Genomic DNA, 19,432 nt, shown 5'->3' with positions numbered 1-19,432 from the left:
CTCAGTCCAGCAGTCCGCACCGCATCGCGCTCGTCACCGCGGCCGTCCGGTCGTCCACGCCCAGCTTGCCGAAGACCCGCAGCAGATGCGTCTTCACCGTCGACTCCCCGATGAACAGGCGCCTGCCGATCTCCGCGTTGGTGCAGCCCTCGGCCACCAGCCGCAGCACCGCCGTCTCACGGGCCGACAGACGGGGACGTTCCGGCCTGGTGCGGAGCTGGTCGACCAGGCGGGCCGCGACCGAGGGGGCGAGGACCGTCTCGCCGCGGGCCGCGCGCCGTACCGCCTCCGCCAGTTGACCCCGGGGCAGGTCCTTCAGGAGATAGCCCGCCGCGCCCGCCTCCACGGCCCGCAGGATGTCCCGGTCCGTCTCGTACGTCGTCAGGACGATCACCCGGCACGGCAGCCCGGCCTCCGTCATCCGCACGATCGACTCCACGCCCCCGCCGCCCGGCATCCTGAGGTCCATCAGCACGATGTCGGGGCGCAGTTCGGCGGCCAGGGCCTCCGCCCGGGGCCCGCTCTCCGCGTCGGCGACGACCTCCAGATCCGGCTCGGCGCTCAGCATCGCCCGCAGCCCCTCGCGGACCACGGGATGGTCGTCGGCCAGGACGATCCTGATCACTCGGTCCCCCTCCTCGCGCCGGCCGGGACGGGCAGCCGGACCGTGACCGTCGTGCCCTCGCCCGGCGCACTGCGCACCAGCGTCGTCCCGCCCACCTCCGCCGCCCTCGCGCGCAGCCCCGCCAGACCATAGCCGTCCGAGGCCCGAGCGGGATCGAAGCCCCGGCCGTCGTCGCACACCGACACCGTCAGCCCGCCCTCGTCGTAGCCCAGCCGGATCGCCACCCGCGCCGAACTCCCCGCGTGCTTGCGGGCGTTGGTCAGCGCCTCCTGGCAGGAGCGCAGTGCCACCACCTCCGGCCCTGCGGGCAGCGCGCGCACCTCGCCCGTGACGTCCAGGTCCGCCGAGTGCCGCGCCGCCAGCCGGCCGAGCGCGTCCGGCAGCGAGGTCCCGGCCAGATCGGCGGGGGTGCCGTCCGCGACCAGGGCGCGGGCCTCGGCCAGGTTCTGCCGGGCGGTCTCGTCCATCAGCCGCAGATGCGCCCGGGCCCGTGCCGGGTCCGTCCCCAGCTCCGCCTCCACCGCCTGCGTCAGCATCAGCAGGCTGGTGAAGCCCTGCGCGAAGGTGTCGTGGATCTCGCGGGCCATCCGCTCCCGCTCCGCCAGCGCGCCGTGGGCCGCCGACAGCCGGGCCACCTCGCTGCGGCTGGCGTCCAGCTCGGCGATCAGCTCGGCGCGCTCCACGCTCTGCTCGATGATCCGCATGATCCAGCTGCCGACGGCCACCGAGAACACCAGGCTGACCAGCGCGAACAGACCGTTGAAGAAGACGGCCTGGCCGTCGGGCCACCACAGCAGCGCCCAGCCCACCACGGGCGCGACGTTCAGTACGGCCACGGCGATCAGGGCGGGCCGCATCCGTAGCGTCATGAAGCACTGTGGGACCAGGGCGAACGTGATCAGCCGGGTCTCGCCCACCAGCACCGCCGAGGGCAGGAACAGCGCGATCGCGCCCAGGAGATAGACCAGGGACCTGCGTTCGTCCGTCTGCGGTTCGCCCTGCATCAGGGGGCGCCCCACGAGGACGTACCAGGGCACCAGCGGGACGAGCAGCGCGGCCGCCACCGCGCGGACCGGCCACCCCGGGTGGTCCGTGCCGAGCACGGTGACCAGGGTGGCCGTCCAGACCAGCGCGAAATACACGTGCCAGATACGGAAGGAGGAGTCCCAGATGTGTGCGTCGGCCTCGGCGGGGCCGCTCATCCGTCGCGTCGGTTCTTCCACCGGAAGGTCAGCAGACACAGCGCCAATCCTCCGACGCACCACGCCCCCAGGACCAGGGCCACCCGTCCGAACTCCCAGCTGCCCGCCTGCTCCAGGACCCGCGCCGACTCCGGCAGGAACACCCCGCGCAGCCCCTGGCACATCCACTTCAGCGGGAACAGCGCGCCGATCCTCAGCATCCAGTCGGGGATCGTGGCCACCGAGATGTACACGCCGGAGATGAACTGCAGCACCAGGAAAGGCAGGACGACCACCGATGTGGCGCTCTTGCCCGACTTCGGCACCGAGCTGATCGCGATGCCGAGCAGCGCGCACGCGGTCAGCCCGAGGACGAAGATCCACGCGAAGTCGAACCAGTGGGCCGCCGACGAGGGCAGATCGACGTCGTACAGCGTGGTGCCGACCAGCAGCAGGAGGGCCGTCTCCAGCGCACCGGTGACCAGAACCAGCCAGATCTTGCCCAGGAAGTACGCGGCCGGCGGCATCGGTGTGCCGCGCAGCCGGCGCAGCACCTTCTCGTCCCGCTCGATCGCGATCGAGATGCCCAGCGACTGGAAGCTGGTCGACATGATGCCGGCCGCCATCATCGCCGGGACGTACAGCTGGGAGGCCGTGACGCCCGCCCCGGCGACGTCGTCCTTGAAGATCGACGCGAACAGGAACAGGAAGACGACGGGGAAGGCGAAGGTGAAGACCACCTGTTCGCGCTGGCGGAAGAACTGCCTCAGTTCGAGAGCGCCCCGGCGCAGGCCCAGCGTCCAGGCACCGGGCAGGCGCGGGGACGCGGCCTGCGTCCTGGGTGCGGACACGGTCGTGGTCATCGGGGGTCCCCCTGTCCGGTCAGGCTCAGATACACGTCCTCCAGCGTGGGGCGGGTCACCGTCAGCCCCGGGATCTCGCCGTCGAAGCGCTGTGTCAGCTCGGCGACCACCCGGGTCGGGGTGTCCGTGCGCGTGCTCCGCGCGCTCCCGTCGGGTTCGGTCCAGCCGACCGTCGCGCCCGTGCCGTACCGCTCCCGCAGGGCGGCCGGCTCGCCCTCGGCGACGACCCGGCCGCCGGCCACGACCGCGAGCCGGTCGGCGAGCGCCTCCGCCTCCTCCAGGTAGTGCGTGGTCAGCAGGATGGTCGTGCCCTCGTCGGCGAGGGTGCGGATCAGGTCCCAGAACTGACGGCGGGCCGCCGGGTCGAACCCGGTCGTCGGCTCGTCGAGCAGCAGCAGATCCGGGCCGCCGATCACCCCGAGCGCCACGTCGAGACGGCGGCGCTGACCGCCCGAGAGGCTCTTCGTCCGGCTGTCCGCCTTCGCCTCCAGACCCACCAGGGAGATCACCTGCTCCGGGTCGCGCGGCCTCGGGTAGTAGCGCGCGAAATGCCGTACGGTCTCGCGGACCGTCAACTCGGCGGGCGCGGATTCGTCCTGCCAGACGATTCCGACACGTGAGCGCCACGCGCGCGTGGCCGTCGCCGGGTCCGCGCCCAGCACCCTCACCTCGCCCCCGTCCCTCGCGCGGTGGCCCTGGAGGATCTCCACCGTGGTGCTCTTGCCGGCGCCGTTCGGTCCGAGCAGGCCGAACACCTCGCCCGTGCGGATCCCCAGGTCGACGCCGTCCAGCGCGGTCACGTCCCCGTACTGCTTGCGCAGCCCCCGTACGTCCACCGCGAGTTCGTTCGCGTGTGCTGTCATGCCGTCCAGAGTCGGCCGGAACCGCGCGTTCTGGGACGACCGTGCGGGCTTCCTTATGTCCATCGAACGGTGGATACCCGGCCCGGTGCGGCACAATGGCCCCTGCCCGAAGATGGTCCAACTCTCAAACACGGATCGGCGTGATGAGCAAGACGACAGTCAACGACGTCTCCACGGAGTCCGAGCCCGAGCACGACACCGCGGCCGCGCCCCGGACGGAGGGCGGCAGCCGTGCGTTCGCGATCCTGATGCTGATCACCGGTGCGGCCGGTCTGCTCGCCGCGTGGGTCATCACGATCGACAAGTTCAAACTGCTCGAGGCCAAGGTCGCGGGCACGACCTTCACCCCCGGGTGCAGCCTGAACCCGGTGGTCTCCTGCGGCAGCGTGATGGAGTCCAAGCAGGCCGCCGCCTTCGGCTTCCCCAACCCGATGCTCGGCCTGGTCTGCTACGGCATCGTCATCTGCGTCGGCATGAGCCTGCTGGCCGGGGCCCGCTTCCCGCGCTGGTACTGGCTCACCTTCAACTTCGGCACGCTCTTCGGCGTCGCCTTCTGCACCTGGCTCCAGTTCCAGTCCCTGTACCGGATCAACGCCCTGTGCCTGTGGTGCTCGCTGGCCTGGGTCGCCACGATCACCATGTTCTGGTACGTGACCTCGTTCAACATCCGCAACGCCTTCCTGCCCGCCCCGCGCTGGCTGAAGAGCTTCTTCGGCGAGTTCACCTGGGTCGTGCCCGTGCTGCACATCGGCATCATCGGCATGCTGATCCTGACCCGCTGGTGGGAGTTCTGGACCAGCTGACCCGGCCGCCGCAGGGCCCGGCGGGATTGTCAGTGGTGTGAATTAGGGTTTCAGCGTGGAGCCCGACCTGTTCACCGCCGCAGCAGAAGAACGCCAGGAGAAGGACCCCGCCGGGAGTCCCCTGGCCGTCCGGATGCGCCCGCGCACCCTGGACGAGGTCGTGGGCCAGCAGCACCTGCTGAAGCCGGGCTCCCCCCTGCGCCGCCTGGTCGGCGAGGGGGCCAAGGGCCCGGCCGGGCCCTCCTCGGTGATCCTCTGGGGCCCGCCCGGCACCGGCAAGACCACCCTGGCGTACGTCGTGTCCAAGGCGACGAACAAGCGGTTCGTGGAGCTCTCCGCGATCACCGCCGGCGTCAAGGAGGTCCGCGCGGTCATCGACGGCGCCCGCCGTGCCACCGGGGGGTACGGCAAGGAGACCGTCCTCTTCCTCGACGAGATCCACCGCTTCAGCAAGGCCCAGCAGGACTCCCTCCTCCCGGCCGTCGAGAACCGCTGGGTGACCCTGATCGCGGCCACCACGGAGAACCCCTACTTCTCGGTGATCTCCCCGCTGCTCTCCCGCTCCCTGCTGCTCACCCTCGAACCCCTCACCGACGACGATCTGCGCGGGCTGCTCCGCCGGGCCCTGACCGACGAGCGCGGCCTCAAGGACTCCGTCACCCTCCCCGAGGACACCGAGGCCCACCTCCTGCGCATCGCCGGCGGCGACGCCCGCCGCGCCCTGACCGCCCTGGAGGCCGCCGCCGGGGCCGCCCTCGACCAGGACGAGAGCGAGATCGGCCTGGCGACCCTGGAGCAGACGGTCGACCGGGCGGCGGTGAAGTACGACCGCGACGGCGACCAGCACTACGACGTCGCCAGCGCCCTCATCAAGTCCATCCGCGGCTCCGACGTCGACGCCGCCCTGCACTACCTCGCCCGCATGATCGAGGCCGGCGAGGACCCCCGCTTCATCGCCCGCCGGCTGATGATCTCCGCCAGCGAGGACATCGGCCTCGCCGACCCGAACGCGCTGCCCACGGCCGTCGCCGCCGCCCAGGCCGTCGCCCTGATCGGCTTCCCCGAGGCCGCCCTCATCCTCAGCCACGCCACGATCGCCCTCGCCCTCGCGCCCAAGTCCAACTCCGCGACCACCGCGATCGGCGCCGCCCTGGACGACGTACGCAAGGGACTGGCCGGATCCGTGCCGCCGCATCTGCGCGACGGGCACTACAAGGGCGCCGCCAAGCTCGGCCACGCCCAGGGGTACGTGTATCCGCACGACCTGGCGGAGGGCATCGCCGCCCAGCAGTACGCACCGGACGCGATCAAGGACCGGGAGTACTACACCCCCACCCGGCACGGCGCGGAGGCGCGGTACGCCGACGCCGTGGAGTGGACCAGGAAGCACCTCGGTCGAAAGCGGTCCTGAGCACCCTGTAAACTCACTCGGAGTGCTGCGTCCCGCGCTGTCAGAACGGGACAGTCAGCCGGAGCCCGGTCCCCGGACCGGCTCCAGGAGCGTCGCGCACCGTCGATCGGTGTCGCGGGCAGCCCACCACCACCCGCCGCACGGCGGGAGAGGTCGGTGGGCCACTCGCGTGCTGCACGTATGTGCCCAGACCAGGGGAGCGGCTGCCCAGCGGGTTCCCTCGCGGACCCGACGGGTTTCCCCGGCTGCGGATTGCGACCTCCCTAACTCTGACAAGCCGAAAACCAGGAAATGAGAGACAAGTGGCGAACCAGTCCCGCCCCAAGGTCAAGAAGTCGCGTGCCCTCGGCATCGCGCTGACCCCGAAGGCCGTCAAGTACTTCGAGGCCCGCCCCTACCCGCCGGGCGAGCACGGCCGTGGCCGCAAGCAGAACTCGGACTACAAGGTCCGTCTGCTGGAGAAGCAGCGTCTGCGCGCGCAGTACGACCTCTCCGAGCGCCAGCTGGTCCGCGCCTACGAGCGTGCCTCCAAGGTGCAGGGCAAGACCGGTGAGGCCCTGATCATCGAGCTCGAGCGCCGTCTCGACGCGCTGGTGCTGCGTTCGGGCATCGCCCGCACCATCTACCAGGCCCGTCAGATGGTCGTGCACGGCCACATCGAGGTCAACGGCCAGAAGACCGACAAGCCGTCGTTCCGCGTCCGTCCCGACGACGTCGTGATGGTCCGCGAGCGCAGCCGCGAGAAGACCCTCTTCTCCATCGCCCGCGAGGGTGGCTTCGCCCCCGACGGCGAGACCCCGCGCTACCTCCAGGTGAACCTCAAGGCCCTGGCGTTCCGCCTGGACCGTGAGCCGAACCGCAAGGAGATCCCGGTGATCTGCGACGAGCAGCTCGTCGTCGAGTACTACGCCCGCTGATGATCCCTCGGCGGTCGTAGGACTCCTGCGCCCAGGCCCGTCGTCTCCCCGGAGGCGACGGGCTTTCGCATGCCCGTAATGCGGTACGGAACGCCGCCCCCGGCGCGATAGGCTCGGTTCCCGAGATAGATCCCAACACTGCAAAAGAGGTGCCAGGTGTCCGGTGGAGAGGTGGCCGGGATCCTGGTGGCCGTCTTCTGGGCGATCCTGGTCTCCTTCCTCGCCGTCGCGCTGGCGAGGCTGGCCCAGACGCTCAGGGCGACCACCAAGCTGGTCGCGGACGTGACCGACCAGGCCGTCCCGCTGCTGGCCGACGCCTCCGCGGCGGTGCGCTCCGCGCAGACCCAGATCGACCGGGTCGACGCCATCGCCTCCGACGTCCAGGAGGTCACCTCCAACGCCTCCGCGCTCTCGACGACCGTCGCGTCCACCTTCGGCGGCCCCTTGGTCAAGGTCGCCGCGTTCGGCTACGGCGTGCGCCGGGCCCTCGGTGGACGGCGGGAGGACATGCCCGCCCGTGAGCCCCGGCGTACCGTGATCGTGGGCCGCACGGTCTCCCGGCGGGAGAAGCGCAAGCCCCGTGGAAAGAGGGACTGAGAGCCAGCCATGTTCCGCCGTACGTTCTGGTTCACGACCGGCGTCGCCGCCGGTGTCTGGGCCACCACCAAGGTCAACCGCAAGCTGAAGCAGCTCACCCCGGAGAGCCTCGCCGCGACCGCGGCCAACAAGGCCCTCGAGACGGGGGCGCGCCTGAAGGACCGTGCGGTGGGCTTCGCGCTCGACGTCCGCGACAACATGGCCCAGCGCGAGGCGGAGCTCCAGGACGCCCTCGGTATCGACGAGGACCCCGCGCTTCCCGCGCCCCGGCGGTTCGCCGCCATCGAGAACAGCACCCACCCGAGGTACGTCCAGACCACGACGTACTCGTACGACCGGAATGAGGACCACTGATGGAGTCGGCCGAGATTCGCCGCCGCTGGCTGAGCTTCTACGAGGAGCGCGGGCACACCGTCGTCCCTTCGGCGTCGCTCATCGCGGACGACCCGACTCTGCTCCTCGTCCCCGCCGGCATGGTCCCCTTCAAGCCGTACTTCCTCGGTGAGGTCAAGCCGCCGTGGTCGCGCGCCACCAGTGTGCAGAAGTGCGTGCGCACCCCCGACATCGAAGAGGTCGGCAAGACCACCCGCCACGGCACGTTCTTCCAGATGTGCGGCAACTTCTCCTTCGGCGACTACTTCAAGGAAGGCGCCATCACGTACGCCTGGGAGCTGCTCACCGGCGCCCAGGACCAGGGTGGTTACGGCCTGGATCCGGAGCGGCTCTGGATCACCGTCTACCTCGACGACGACGAGGCCGAGCGCATCTGGCACGAGGTCGTCGGGGTGCCGAAGGAGCGCATCCAGCGCCTCGGCATGAAGGACAACTACTGGTCCATGGGCGTCCCCGGCCCCTGCGGCCCCTGCTCCGAGATCAACTACGACCGCGGCCCCGAGTTCGGCGTCGAGGGCGGCCCCGCCGTCAACGACGAGCGGTACGTGGAGATCTGGAACCTCGTCTTCATGCAGTACGAGCGCGGCGAGGGCATCGGCAAGGACAACTTCGAGATCCTCGGCGAGCTGCCGAGCAAGAACATCGACACGGGCCTCGGCCTGGAGCGACTCGCCATGATTCTGCAGGGCGTGCAGAACATGTACGAGATCGACACCTCCATGGCCGTCATCGACAAGGCCACCGAGCTGACCGGCGTGGCCTACGGCGACGCCCATGACTCGGACGTCTCCCTGCGCGTGGTCACCGACCACATGCGCACGTCCGTGATGCTCATCGGCGACGGCGTCACCCCCGGCAACGAGGGCCGCGGCTATGTGCTGCGCCGCATCATGCGCCGCGCCATCCGCAACATGCGCCTCCTCGGCGCCACCGGCCCGGTCGTCAAGGACCTCATCGACACCGTCATCGGCATGATGGGCCAGCAGTACCCGGAGCTGGTCACCGACCGCGAGCGCATCGAGAACGTCGCCCTCGCCGAGGAGGCCCGCTTCCTCAAGACCCTCAACGCCGGCACGAACGTCCTCGACGGCGCCGTCGGCGAGACCAAGGCCGCCGGTTCCACCGTGCTCGCCGGCGACAAGGCGTTCCTGCTCCACGACACCTGGGGCTTCCCGATCGACCTCACCCTGGAGATGGCCGCCGAGCAGGGGCTGTCCGTGGACGAGGACGGCTTCCGCCGCCTGATGAAGGAGCAGCGGGAGCGCGCCAAGGCCGACGCCCAGGCCAAGAAGACCGGCCACGCCGGCGCCGGCGCCTACCGGGAGATCGCCGACAAGGCCGGCGAGACCGAGTTCATCGGGTACGCCGACACCGAGGGCGAGTCCACCGTCGTCGGCATCCTCGTCGACGGTGTCTCCTCCCCGGCCGCCTCCGAGGGCGACGAGGTCGAGATCGTCCTGGACCGCACCCCGTTCTACGCCGAGGGCGGCGGCCAGATCGGCGACACCGGCCGGTTCAAGGTGGCCTCCGGTGCCGTCGTCGAGATCCGCGACACCCAGAAGCCGGTCCCGGGCGTCTACGTCCACAAGGGCGTCGTCCAGGTCGGCGAGGTGACCGTCGGCGACCTGGTGCACGCCACGATCGACTCCCGCCGGCGCACCGCCATCGCCCGCGCCCACTCGGCCACCCACCTCACCCACCAGGCCCTGCGCGACGCGCTCGGCCCGACGGCCGCCCAGGCCGGTTCCGAGAACCAGCCCGGGCGCTTCCGCTTCGACTTCGGCTCGCCGTCCGCCGTTCCCACGGCCGTGATGACCGACGTCGAGCAGAAGATCAACGAGGTGCTCTCCCGCGAACTCGACGTGCGCGCCGAGGTCATGGGCATCGACGAGGCCAAGAAGCAGGGCGCCATCGCCGAGTTCGGCGAGAAGTACGGCGAGCGGGTCCGTGTGGTGACCATCGGCGACTTCTCCAAGGAGCTGTGCGGCGGCACCCATGTGCACAACACCGCCCAGCTGGGCCTGGTGAAGCTGCTCGGCGAGTCGTCGATCGGCTCGGGTGTGCGCCGTATCGAGGCCCTCGTCGGCGTGGACGCCTACAACTTCCTCGCCCGTGAGCACACGGTCGTCGCCCAGCTCCAGGAGCTGATCAAGGGCCGTCCGGAGGAGCTCCCCGAGAAGGTCTCCACCATGCTCGGCAAGCTGAAGGACGCCGAGAAGGAGATCGAGAAGTTCCGCGCGGAGAAGGTCCTCCAGGCCGCCGCCGGTCTCGCCGAGTCCGCCAAGGACGTGCGGGGCGTCGCCGTGGTGACCGGGCAGGTCCCGGACGGCACGACCCCGGACGACCTGCGCAGGCTGGTCCTCGACGTGCGCGGCCGCATCCAGGGCGGACGGGCCGCCGTGGTCGCCCTGTTCACGGTCAACAACGGCAAGCCGCTCACCGTCATCGCCACCAACGAGGCCGCCCGCGAGCGCGGTCTGAAGGCCGGCGATCTGGTCCGTACGGCCGCCAAGACCCTCGGCGGCGGCGGTGGCGGCAAGCCCGACGTCGCCCAGGGCGGCGGCCAGAACCCGGGCGCGATCGGCGAGGCCGTGGACGCGGTCGAGCGCCTCGTGGCCGACACGGCCAAGTGAGCGAGCCCATGCGCAGGGGCCGTCGACTCGCGATCGATGTCGGGGACGCCCGGATCGGGGTCGCCTCGTGCGACCCCGACGGGATCCTCGCCACCCCGGTGGAGACGGTCCCCGGCCGGGACCTCCCGGCGGCCCATCGGCGGTTGAGGCAACTCGTCGAGGAGTACGAGCCGATCGAGGTCGTCGTCGGTCTCCCTCGCTCCCTCAAGGGGGGCGAGGGTCCGGCCGCGGTAAAGGTTCGCGGCTTCGCCCAGGAGCTCGCCCGGGGCATCGCGCCCGTCTCCGTACGCCTGGTGGACGAGCGGATGACGACCGTGACGGCCAGTCAGGGGCTGCGTGCGTCGGGGGTGAAGGCGAAGAAGGGCCGCTCGGTGATCGACCAGGCAGCCGCTGTGATCATCCTTCAGCAGGCCCTGGAATCCGAACGGGTGTCAGGTAAAGCACCGGGCGAGGGCGTCGAAGTGGTCATCTGATCGCGATACGGTAACGTTCCGCGCGATGCGGCGGTGTTCGAACAGCCGCCGCACAGAGAGAGGCGGAACGGTGACGGACCTGGGAAGGCCGCGTGATCGCCGCCTCGCGGCTCTAGGGGATCGATGACTGAGTATGGCCGGGGCCCAGGCTCCGAACCGTGGCATCCCGAGGACCCGTTGTACGGGGACGGCGGATGGGACGGGCAGCAGCAGGCCCACCAGGGCCATCAGCCTGCCTACGGCGGCCAGCCGCAGCACCACCACTACCCGCAGCAGCCGCAGCAGCCGGGATACGGCGACTGGGGCAACGGACAGGCGCAGCAGTACGACCAGCACCAGTACGGTCAGCAGCAGTACCCGCAGCAGCCCTACGACCCTCAGCAGCCCTACGACCCTCAGCAGCCCTACGACCCTCAGCAGTACCAGCAGCAGTACGTCCCCCAGGACCCCGCACAGGTCCCGGGCCAGGGGCAGCAGGGGTACCACGAGGGCTACCAGGAAGGCGGCTGGGACGGCTCCGGCACCCACGCGCACCTGCCGTACGCCGCCGACCCCGGTGACCCGTACGGACAGCAGCCCGCCGCGTACGGCGCCGAACAGCCCGACTTCTACGGCACGCCCGACGCGTATCCGCCGCCGGAGCCCCCGGCCCGGCGGGTCGCCGAACCGGAGCCCGAGCCCGAGGCGGAGGCCGAACAGAAACCCGACTGGGACCCCGGACCCGACCAGGGCGAGCACGCCTTCTTCGCGGGCGGGGGCGCCGCCGACGACGACGAGGACGACGACGATCCCGACGGCCGCGGGGGCCGCAGGGGACGCGGCGGCAAGGACGTCAAGGCGGGCAAGGGCAAGAAGAAGAGCCGCAACGGCGTCGCCTGCCTGCTCGTCGTACTGGTGTTCGTCGGCGGTGTCGGCGGCGTCGGTTATTTCGGTTACCACTTCTACAAGAATCGTTACGGCGCACCCCCGGACTATTCGGGCAACGGTACGAGCCAGACGGTCAGTGTCCAGGTGCCCGACGGGACCGTGGGCGCGGGGATCGGCCGGCTGCTGAAGGATGCCGGTGTCGTCAAGAGCGTCGACGCCTTCGTCTCCGCGGCCACGAACAATCCCAACGGGAACAAAATCCAGGCGGGCGCGTACATTCTGAAGAAGGAGATGTCCGCGAAGGCCGCCGTCGAGATGATGCTCGACGGGGACAGCCAGGCCAATGTGATGGTCGTGCCCGGCCAGCGCAATGTGAAGGTCTACGAGGTCATCGACCAGAAACTCGGCCTCTCCGCGGGCGCCACCCGCAAGGTCGCCGAGAAGGAATGGAAGACGCTCGGGCTGCCCAAGTGGGCGAACGACAACAGCAACATCAAGGACCCCCTGGAGGGCTTCCTCTACCCGGGCACCTATCCCGCGGCCAAGGGCATGAAGCCCGAGGCGGTGCTGAAGTCGATGGTGGCCAGTGCCGCGAAGAAGTACGCGGCGTACGGCCTGGAGGCCAAGGCCAAGACGTTCAAGCTGGACAGCCCGCTCCAGCTGGTCACGGTCGCGAGCCTGGTCCAGGCCGAGGGCAAGACCGAGGACGACTACCGCAAGATGGCGGAGGTGATCTACAACCGCCTCGACCGCGCGAACCCCGAGACGTACGGATTCCTCCAGTTCGACTCGACCTTCAACTACCTGAGGGGCGAGAGCAAGATCAATATCAGCGAGTCGGAGATCAACAGCAACAAGGATCCGTACAACACCTACACCAACAAGGGTCTGCCGCCCGGGCCGATCGGCAATCCCGGCGATGTCGCCATCAAGGCGATGCTGAATCCGACCGACGACGGCTGGTACTACTTCGTGGCGACCGACGGGGTGAGCAAGACCGAATTCGCCCGGACGCACGCAGATTTCCTGAAGCTCAAGGACAAGTTCGATGAGAGCACGGGCAACTGACGCCCACCGGGCTGCCGTTCTCGGCAGCCCCATCGCCCACTCCCTCTCCCCGGTGCTGCACCGCGCCGCCTACGAGGCGCTCGAGCTCACCGCATGGACGTACGACCGCTTCGAGATCGACGAGGCCGCCCTGCCCGGCTTCGTCGCGGGGCTCGGCGGGGAGTGGGCCGGGCTGTCCCTGACCATGCCGCTCAAGCGGGCCGTGATCCCGCTGCTCGACGAGATCAGCGAGACGGCCGCCGCCGTGGACGCGGTCAACACCCTGGTGTTCACCGAGGACGGCCGCCGGGTCGGCGACAACACCGACATCCCCGGCATGGTCGCCGCCCTGCGCGAGCACGGTGTCCAGCAGGTCGACTCGGCCGCGATCCTCGGCGCGGGCGCCACCGCGTCCTCCGCGCTCGCGGCGCTGGCCCGGGTCTGCTCCGGCGAGATCGTGGCCTATGTCCGCAGCGCGGCCCGCGCCGACGAGATGCGGCAGTGGGGCGAGCGCCTGGACGTCGACGTCCGGATCGCCGACTGGTCCGAGGCGGCCGAGGCCCTGCGCTTCCCGCTCGTGATCGCCACCACCCCGGCCGGGGCGACGGACGCCCTGGCGGCCTCGGTGCCCGAGCGGCCCGCCACCCTCTTCGACGTGCTCTACGAGCCCTGGCCGACCGAGCTGGCCGCCCGCTGGTCCATGTTCGGCGGCGCCGTCGTCAGCGGCCTCGACCTCCTCGTCCACCAGGCCGTGCTCCAGGTGGAGCAGATGACCGGCATCACCCCGGCACCGCTGGAGGCGATGCGCAAGGCGGGCGAACACGCGCTGGCCTCCCGGCAGGCGGACCGGCCGTGACAGCGGACGGCGCCGGCTCCTGAGCCGTTCGGTCCGCCCAATGGACCGGGCGCCCGATCCGTGGCCCGGACGTGGGAGGATCGAGGTGGCTGGCCGGAGCCGCGCACCGACCAAGCCGAGGACGTACGCGAGGACGCGCGTAGGGCAGTACCAGGGCGCGAGCACTGAGGAGCATCGTTGAGCAGGCTGCGTTGGCTGACCGCGGGGGAGTCCCACGGTCCCGCACTTGTCGCGACGCTGGAGGGCCTTCCCGCCGGCGTGCCGATCACCACGGAGATGGTGGCCGACCATCTCGCGCGGCGGCGGCTCGGCTACGGACGCGGCGCGCGGATGAAGTTCGAGCGCGACGAGGTCACCTTCCTCGGCGGCGTCCGGCACGGCCTCACCCTCGGCTCCCCGATCGCGGTCATGGTGGGCAACACCGAGTGGCCCAAGTGGGAGCAGGTCATGTCGGCCGACCCGGTCGACCCCGAGATCCTCGCCGGCCTCGCCCGCAACGCCCCGCTGACCCGCCCCCGCCCCGGCCACGCCGACCTCGCGGGCATGCAGAAGTACGGCTTCGACGAGGCCCGCCCGATCCTGGAGCGCGCCTCCGCCCGCGAGACCGCCGCCCGCGTGGCCCTCGGCGCCGTCGCCCGCTCGTACCTCAAGGAGACGGCCGGCATCGAGATCGTCTCCCACGTGGTGGAGCTGGCGGCGGCCAAGGCCCCCTACGGCGTCCTGCCGACCCCCGCCGACGTCGAGAAGCTGGACGCCGACCCGGTGCGCTGCCTGGACGCGGACGCCTCGAAGGCGATGGTCGCGGAGATCGACCAGGCCCACAAGGACGGCGACACCCTCGGCGGCGTCGTCGAGGTCCTGGCGTACGACGTTCCCGTGGGCCTCGGCTCGCACGTGCACTGGGACCGCCGCCTGGACGCCCGGCTCGCCGCCGCGCTGATGGGCATCCAGGCCATCAAGGGCGTCGAGGTCGGCGACGGCTTCGGCCTCGCGCGCGTGCCCGGCTCCCAGGCCCACGACGAGATCCTCACCACCCCCGAGGGCATCCGGCGCTCCTCCGGCCGCTCCGGCGGCACCGAGGGCGGTCTCACCACCGGCGAGCTGCTGCGCGTGCGCGCCGCGATGAAGCCGATCGCGACCGTGCCGCGCGCCCTGCGGACGGTCGACGTGACCACCGGCGAGCAGGCCCAGGCCCACCACCAGCGCTCCGACGTGTGCGCGGTCCCCGCGGCCGGCATCGTCGCCGAGGCCATGGTGGCCCTCGTCCTGGCGGACGCGGTCGCGGAGAAGTTCGGCGGCGACAGCGTCCCCGAGACCCGCCGCAACGTCCGGTCCTACCTCGACCACCTCCACATCCGATGAGCGGGCCCCTGGTCGTCCTGGTCGGCCCGATGGGCGTCGGCAAGTCCACCGTCGGACAGCTGCTCGCGGAGCGGCTCGGCACCGGCTTCCGGGACACCGACGACGACATCGTCGCCGAGCAGGGCCGCAGCATCGCGGAGATCTTCGTCGACGAGGGCGAGGAGGCGTTCCGCGCGATCGAGAAGCAGGCCGTGCGCCGCGCGCTCGCCGGGCACGCGGGCGTCCTGGCACTCGGCGGCGGCTCGATCCTCGACGCGGACAGCCGTGCCCTGCTCGCGGACCAGCGCGTGGTCTATCTGTCGATGGACGTCGAGGAGGCCGTCCAGCGCACCGGCCTCAACGCGGCCCGCCCGCTGCTCGCCGTCAACCCGCGCAAACAGTGGCGCGAGCTGATGGAGGCCCGCCGCGGCCTGTACGAGGAGGTCGCCACCGCCGTGGTGGCGACGGACGGCCGTACGCCCGAAGAGGTCACCCGAGCCGCCCTGGACGCACTGGAGTTGAAGGAAGCATGAGCAGCAGTGAGGCGGTGACCCGGATCCGGGTCGGCGGCAGCGCGGGATCCGAGCCGTACGAGGTCCTGGTGGGCCGTCAGCTCCTCGGCGAACTCGCCGGACTGATCGGCCCCCGGGCCAAGCGCGTCGCCGTGATCCACCCCGAGGCCCTCGCCGAGACCGGGGACGCGCTCCGCGCCGACCTGGCCGGACAGGGCTACGACGCCGTCGCCATCCAGGTGCCCAACGCCGAGGAGGCCAAGACCGCCGAGGTCGCCGCGTACTGCTGGAAGGCGCTCGGCCAGTCCGGCTTCACCCGCACCGACGTCGTCGTGGGCGTCGGCGGCGGCGCCACCACGGACCTCGCCGGGTTCGTGGCCGCCACCTGGCTGCGCGGGGTGCGCTGGATCGCCGTACCGACCACCGTGCTCGCGATGGTGGACGCGGCCGTGGGCGGCAAGACCGGCATCAACACCGCCGAGGGCAAGAACCTCGTCGGTGCCTTCCACCCGCCGGCGGGCGTCCTGTGCGACCTGGCCGCGCTGGACTCGCTCGCGGTCAACGACTACGTCTCGGGGCTCGCGGAGATCATCAAGGCCGGCTTCATCGCCGACCCCGCGATCCTCGACCTCATCGAGTCCGACCCCGAGGCCGCCCGCACGCCGGCCGGCCCGCACACCGCCGAGCTGATCGAACGCTCCATCAAGGTCAAGGCGGACGTGGTCTCCTCCGACCTGAAGGAGTCGGGTCTGCGGGAGATCCTCAACTACGGCCACACCCTCGCGCACGCCATCGAGAAGAACGAGCGCTACAAGTGGCGGCACGGCGCGGCCGTGTCCGTCGGCATGCACTTCGCCGCCGAACTGGGCCGCCTCGCGGGCCGCCTGGACGACGCGACGGCCGACCGCCACCGCTCGATCCTGGAGTCCGTCGGCCTCCCCCTCCACTACCGCCACGACCAGTGGCCCAAGCTGCTGGAGACCATGAAGGTCGACAAGAAGTCACGGGGCGACCTGCTGCGCTTCATCGTCCTCGACGGACTCGCCAAGCCGACCGTCCTGGAGGGCCCCGACCCGGCCGTCCTCCTCGCCGCCTACGGCGAGGTCGGCCAGTAAGTCCCGAGGGATCCCTTCCGCCCGATTCACCTTCCACACCGGGCACTTCGGACCGCCCCCGGCCGTTCACCAAACGACGGCCGGGGGCGGTACCGTTCAGAATCGAAAACGGGAGCTCGCACCCCGCGACCAGCGCCCATTGCCTGTACGAGACGGAGTGGCACCGGATGCAGCACGCAGTGGGTTCTCCGCTGCCGCCGCCCCACCAGCCGGGGCACGGTCCGGCCGACGGCTGGTCACCGGCCGCACGACACCCGGGCCCGCACCAGCCGGGCACCCCTCCGCACCAGCCGGGCGGCGCCCCCCACCACCAGCCGGGCTACCTCGGCGCCCCGCCTCCCTCCGGGCCCGTCCCGCCCGCGCCCCGGCCCCCCGTCCCGCCCGTGCCGCCGCCCCCGGCCCCGCAGCACGCCCCCGTCCCGCACGGCACCGACGTCACCGGCCATGTCCCGCTGCCGCCCGGCGGTCCCGTGGCCATGCCCACGGTCCCGCCCACCGCACCCGGACCGGACCTCGCGACCACCACCGTCGCGGTGCTGCTCATCGGTCCCGCGGGCGCCGGAAAGACCAGCGTCGCCAAGTTCTGGGCCGACCACCGCCGGGTGCCCACCGCCCACGTCAGCCTGGACGACGTCCGCGAATGGGTCCGCTCGGGCTTCGCCGACCCGCAGCGCGGCTGGAACGACCACTCCGAGGCCCAGTACCGCCTGGCCCGCCGGACCTGCGGTTTCGCCGCCCGCAACTTCCTCGCCAACGGCATCTCCTGCATCCTCGACGACGCGATCTTCCCCGACCGCCCGGTCGTCGGCCTCGGCGGCTGGAAGCGCCACGTCGGCCCGGGCCTCCTCCCGGTCGTCCTCCTCCCCGGTCTGGAGGTCGTCCTGGACCGCAACGCCCAGCGCTCCGGCAACCGCCGCCTCACCGACGAGGAGGTCGCCCGCATCCACGGCCGCATGGCCGGCTGGTACGGCTCCGGCCTCCCGATCATCGACAACTCCCACCTCGACGTCCCGGCGACGGCGAAGGTCCTGGACGACGTCCTCTCGAGAGCGATCGCCAGCCCACCGAAGTGGTGACCCGGGGGAGGTTTTTCAGGGGCGCGGGGCACTGCGCGAACAACCCCCACCGGCCCGCACCCGACCCCGCACCCCCACTCGGCCCCTCCCAACCGGCACAAAACCCCCACCCCTCATACGCTCGACTCATGTCAGAGGTGTACGCGTCACGCCGCAAGCGACTGAGGGACCGCTGCAACGCCGGCGGCAGCACAGCCGCGCTCATCTCCCGCCCGGCCAATGTGAGGTACCTCGCCGGGGCCGCCCCCAAGGCGGCCGTCCTGCTCCTGGGCAGACGCGAGGAGGAGGACCTCCTCGTCTGCCCCGGCCCGCCCGACGACCGTCCCGGTGAGGCCCGCCCCGACGAACGGCTCAGGGCGCACACCCTGCCCCGCGCCGGGGGCGACCCCGCCGTCGCCGTCGCGGACATCCTCACGGCGGAGGGCGGCGACTCCCTCGCCGTCGAGGAGCACCACCTCACGGTGGCCCGCCACCGCGCCCTGCGCTCGGTCGCACCCCGCCTGCGCCTCGCGGACCTCGGCAGCGCCGTCGAACAGCTCCGCGTCGTCAAGGACGAGGAGGAGATCTCCTGTCTCCGCGTCGGCGCCGAGATCGCCGACCAGGCCCTCGGCGAGCTGCTGGAGTCCATCCTCGTCGGCCGGACCGAGCGGCACCTCGCCCTCGAACTCGAGCGCCGGCTCGTCGACCACGGAGCCGACGGCCCCGCCTTCCCCACCTCGGTGGCCACCGGCCCGAACTCCGGCCGGCCCGGCCACCGGCCCACGGACCGGCGGGTCGAGGAGGGCGACTTCCTCTCGGTCTGCCTCGGCGCCGCCTACCGCGGCTACCGCTGCGAGATCGGCCGTACCTTCGTCATCGGTACGTCCCCCGCCGACTGGCAGATCGAGCTGTACGACCTCGTCTTCGCAGCCCAGCGCGCCGGGCGCGAGTCCCTGGCACCCGGTGCCGCCTACCGTGACGTGGACCGCGCCGCCCGTCAGGTACTGGACTCCGCGGGGTACGCGCAGGCCCTCCCGGCGCTCACCGGGCACGGGGTCGGACTCGAAATCGACGAGGACCCGCAGTTGACTCCCGCGGCCATGGGTAAACTGGACGCTTGCGTGCCGGTCACCGTCGAACCGGGGGTCCACCTCCCGGGCCGGGGCGGTGTCCGGATCGATGACACGCTCGTCGTACGCCCCGAGGCGGACGGCGGACCCGAGCTACTCACCATCACGACCAAGGAGCTGCTCGCGCTGTAGAGGTGCGTGCCCCGGGGTCGTCCACGTCAGTCCAGGAGATTCCGCAACCGTGGCTTCCACGAACGACCTCAAGAACGGCCTGGTGCTCAAGCTCGAAGGCGGCCAGCTCTGGTCCGTCGTCGAGTTCCAGCACGTCAAGCCCGGCAAGGGCCCCGCCTTCGTGCGCACCAAGCTCAAGAACGTGCTGTCCGGCAAGGTGGTCGACAAGACCTTCAACGCCGGCGTCAAGGTCGAGACGGCCACTGTCGACAAGAGCGACATGCAGTTCTCGTACATGGACGGCGAGTACTTCGTCTTCATGGACATGGAGACCTACGACCAGCTGCACATCGACCGCAAGACCGTCGGTGACGCCGCGAACTTCCTGATCGAGGGCTTCGAGGCCACCGTCGCCCGGCACGAGGGCGAGGTGCTCTTCGTCGAGCTGCCGGCCGCCGTCGAGCTGACCGTCGCCGAGACCGAGCCGGGCCTCCAGGGCGACCGTTCCACCGGTGGCACCAAGCCCGCCACCCTGGAGACCGGTCACCAGATCCAGGTCCCGCTCTTCATCACCACCGGTGAGAAGATCAAGGTCGACACGCGCAGCAGCGACTACCTCGGCCGGGTGAACAGCTAACC

The 19,432-nt window shown here is 71.2% G+C and carries 19 protein-coding genes; 15 read left to right on the top strand and 4 right to left on the bottom strand.

Annotation, left to right across the window (positions count from 1 at the left end; genetic code table 11):
* Position 1: 1 nt before the first annotated feature.
* From ABZ490_RS45090 to ABZ490_RS45075, 4 genes are read right to left on the bottom strand one after another with little or no spacing between them, the layout of a single operon-like run.
* Positions 2-625 (bottom strand): response regulator transcription factor, encoded by a 624-nt coding sequence (locus ABZ490_RS45090; protein ID WP_359004308.1) that lies wholly within the window; start codon positions 623-625, stop codon positions 2-4.
* Complete coding sequence (locus ABZ490_RS45085; protein ID WP_359004305.1) at positions 622-1,827, bottom strand: sensor histidine kinase; 1,206 nt, start codon at positions 1,825-1,827, stop codon at positions 622-624. The genes ABZ490_RS45090 and ABZ490_RS45085 overlap by 4 nt, the downstream gene beginning before the upstream one ends.
* Entirely contained in the window at positions 1,824-2,669 is an 846-nt protein-coding gene (locus tag ABZ490_RS45080; RefSeq protein WP_359004302.1) for an ABC transporter permease, read from the bottom strand. Before ABZ490_RS45080 ends, ABZ490_RS45085 begins: the two co-directional genes overlap by 4 nt.
* Positions 2,666-3,532, bottom strand: a complete 867-nt coding sequence (locus ABZ490_RS45075) for an ABC transporter ATP-binding protein (RefSeq protein ID WP_359004299.1) — start codon at positions 3,530-3,532, stop codon at positions 2,666-2,668. The genes ABZ490_RS45080 and ABZ490_RS45075 overlap by 4 nt, the downstream gene beginning before the upstream one ends.
* Before the next feature lie 143 nt (positions 3,533-3,675).
* On the opposite strand from ABZ490_RS45075, the gene ABZ490_RS45070 reads away from it, so the two are divergent.
* The 15 genes from ABZ490_RS45070 to efp all read left to right on the top strand — a co-directional run bounded on the left by ABZ490_RS45070 (position 3,676) and on the right by efp (position 19,430).
* Positions 3,676-4,335, top strand: a complete 660-nt coding sequence (locus ABZ490_RS45070) for a vitamin K epoxide reductase family protein (protein ID WP_359004297.1) — start codon at positions 3,676-3,678, stop codon at positions 4,333-4,335.
* Between the two features lie 55 nt (positions 4,336-4,390).
* On the top strand, positions 4,391-5,746 hold the full coding sequence (locus tag ABZ490_RS45065) for a replication-associated recombination protein A (RefSeq protein WP_359004294.1): 1,356 nt from the start codon (positions 4,391-4,393) through the stop codon (positions 5,744-5,746).
* 302 nt (positions 5,747-6,048) lie between these two features.
* Positions 6,049-6,663, top strand: coding sequence for a 30S ribosomal protein S4 (gene rpsD / locus ABZ490_RS45060; RefSeq protein ID WP_055633391.1), 615 nt, complete (start codon positions 6,049-6,051; stop codon positions 6,661-6,663).
* Positions 6,664-6,819: 156 nt separating this feature from the next.
* The gene (locus tag ABZ490_RS45055) at positions 6,820-7,260 is read left to right on the top strand and encodes a DUF948 domain-containing protein (protein WP_359004290.1); all 441 of its coding nucleotides are present in this window, start codon (positions 6,820-6,822) and stop codon (positions 7,258-7,260) included.
* Positions 7,261-7,269: 9 nt separating this feature from the next.
* Positions 7,270-7,614 (top strand): hypothetical protein, encoded by a 345-nt coding sequence (locus ABZ490_RS45050; RefSeq protein WP_340382993.1) that lies wholly within the window; start codon positions 7,270-7,272, stop codon positions 7,612-7,614.
* Positions 7,614-10,286, top strand: a complete 2,673-nt coding sequence (gene alaS, locus ABZ490_RS45045) for an alanine--tRNA ligase (protein ID WP_359004286.1) — start codon at positions 7,614-7,616, stop codon at positions 10,284-10,286. The genes ABZ490_RS45050 and alaS overlap by 1 nt, the downstream gene beginning before the upstream one ends.
* Positions 10,287-10,294: 8 nt before the next feature.
* The gene (ruvX, locus tag ABZ490_RS45040) at positions 10,295-10,759 is read left to right on the top strand and encodes a Holliday junction resolvase RuvX (RefSeq protein ID WP_359004284.1); all 465 of its coding nucleotides are present in this window, start codon (positions 10,295-10,297) and stop codon (positions 10,757-10,759) included.
* Positions 10,760-10,882: 123 nt separating this feature from the next.
* Positions 10,883-12,694, top strand: a complete 1,812-nt coding sequence (gene mltG / locus ABZ490_RS45035; protein ID WP_359004281.1) for an endolytic transglycosylase MltG — start codon at positions 10,883-10,885, stop codon at positions 12,692-12,694.
* Positions 12,675-13,529, top strand: coding sequence for a shikimate dehydrogenase (locus tag ABZ490_RS45030; RefSeq protein WP_359004278.1), 855 nt, complete (start codon positions 12,675-12,677; stop codon positions 13,527-13,529). The genes mltG and ABZ490_RS45030 overlap by 20 nt, the downstream gene beginning before the upstream one ends.
* Positions 13,530-13,706: 177 nt before the next feature.
* Complete coding sequence (gene aroC, locus ABZ490_RS45025; protein ID WP_359004276.1) at positions 13,707-14,891, top strand: chorismate synthase; 1,185 nt, start codon at positions 13,707-13,709, stop codon at positions 14,889-14,891.
* Positions 14,888-15,403 (top strand): shikimate kinase, encoded by a 516-nt coding sequence (locus ABZ490_RS45020; protein WP_359004273.1) that lies wholly within the window; start codon positions 14,888-14,890, stop codon positions 15,401-15,403. Before aroC ends, ABZ490_RS45020 begins: the two co-directional genes overlap by 4 nt.
* On the top strand, positions 15,400-16,497 hold the full coding sequence (gene aroB / locus ABZ490_RS45015) for a 3-dehydroquinate synthase (protein ID WP_359004271.1): 1,098 nt from the start codon (positions 15,400-15,402) through the stop codon (positions 16,495-16,497). Before ABZ490_RS45020 ends, aroB begins: the two co-directional genes overlap by 4 nt.
* A gap of 167 nt (positions 16,498-16,664) precedes the next feature.
* A complete protein-coding gene (locus ABZ490_RS45010) occupies positions 16,665-17,573 on the top strand; it encodes a Pro-rich N-terminal domain-containing protein (protein WP_359004268.1) in 909 nt (302 codons plus the stop codon).
* Between the two features lie 128 nt (positions 17,574-17,701).
* Complete coding sequence (locus tag ABZ490_RS45005) at positions 17,702-18,814, top strand: aminopeptidase P family protein (RefSeq protein WP_359004265.1); 1,113 nt, start codon at positions 17,702-17,704, stop codon at positions 18,812-18,814.
* 49 nt (positions 18,815-18,863) lie between these two features.
* Complete coding sequence (gene efp / locus ABZ490_RS45000; RefSeq protein WP_067250029.1) at positions 18,864-19,430, top strand: elongation factor P; 567 nt, start codon at positions 18,864-18,866, stop codon at positions 19,428-19,430.
* The last annotated feature ends 2 nt before the right edge of the window (positions 19,431-19,432 follow it).

The sequence above is a fragment of the Streptomyces sp. NPDC005811 genome, from assembly GCF_040630405.1.
Taxonomy (GTDB): Bacteria; Actinomycetota; Actinomycetes; order Streptomycetales; family Streptomycetaceae; genus Streptomyces.
Note: the sequence above shows the minus strand (reverse complement) of the source record. Positions and strands in the feature narration are given on the sequence as shown.

Excerpts from the sequence above, each read along its gene's own strand:
- alaS (WP_359004286.1), top strand. The coding sequence starts at position 7,614 with ATGGAGTCGGCCGAGATTCGCCGCCGCTGGCTGAGCTTCTACGAGGAG.
- ABZ490_RS45070 (WP_359004297.1), top strand. The coding sequence starts at position 3,676 with ATGAGCAAGACGACAGTCAACGACGTCTCCACGGAGTCCGAGCCCGAG.
- ABZ490_RS45075 (WP_359004299.1), bottom strand. The coding sequence starts at position 3,532 with ATGACAGCACACGCGAACGAACTCGCGGTGGACGTACGGGGGCTGCGC.
- ruvX (WP_359004284.1), top strand. The coding sequence starts at position 10,295 with ATGCGCAGGGGCCGTCGACTCGCGATCGATGTCGGGGACGCCCGGATC.
- ABZ490_RS45020 (WP_359004273.1), top strand. The coding sequence starts at position 14,888 with ATGAGCGGGCCCCTGGTCGTCCTGGTCGGCCCGATGGGCGTCGGCAAG.
- ABZ490_RS45050 (WP_340382993.1), top strand. The coding sequence starts at position 7,270 with ATGTTCCGCCGTACGTTCTGGTTCACGACCGGCGTCGCCGCCGGTGTC.
- aroB (WP_359004271.1), top strand. The coding sequence starts at position 15,400 with ATGAGCAGCAGTGAGGCGGTGACCCGGATCCGGGTCGGCGGCAGCGCG.
- mltG (WP_359004281.1), top strand. The coding sequence starts at position 10,883 with ATGACTGAGTATGGCCGGGGCCCAGGCTCCGAACCGTGGCATCCCGAG.
- ABZ490_RS45010 (WP_359004268.1), top strand. The coding sequence starts at position 16,665 with ATGCAGCACGCAGTGGGTTCTCCGCTGCCGCCGCCCCACCAGCCGGGG.
- ABZ490_RS45005 (WP_359004265.1), top strand. The coding sequence starts at position 17,702 with ATGTCAGAGGTGTACGCGTCACGCCGCAAGCGACTGAGGGACCGCTGC.
- ABZ490_RS45080 (WP_359004302.1), bottom strand. The coding sequence starts at position 2,669 with ATGACCACGACCGTGTCCGCACCCAGGACGCAGGCCGCGTCCCCGCGC.
- ABZ490_RS45085 (WP_359004305.1), bottom strand. The coding sequence starts at position 1,827 with ATGAGCGGCCCCGCCGAGGCCGACGCACACATCTGGGACTCCTCCTTC.
- ABZ490_RS45030 (WP_359004278.1), top strand. The coding sequence starts at position 12,675 with ATGAGAGCACGGGCAACTGACGCCCACCGGGCTGCCGTTCTCGGCAGC.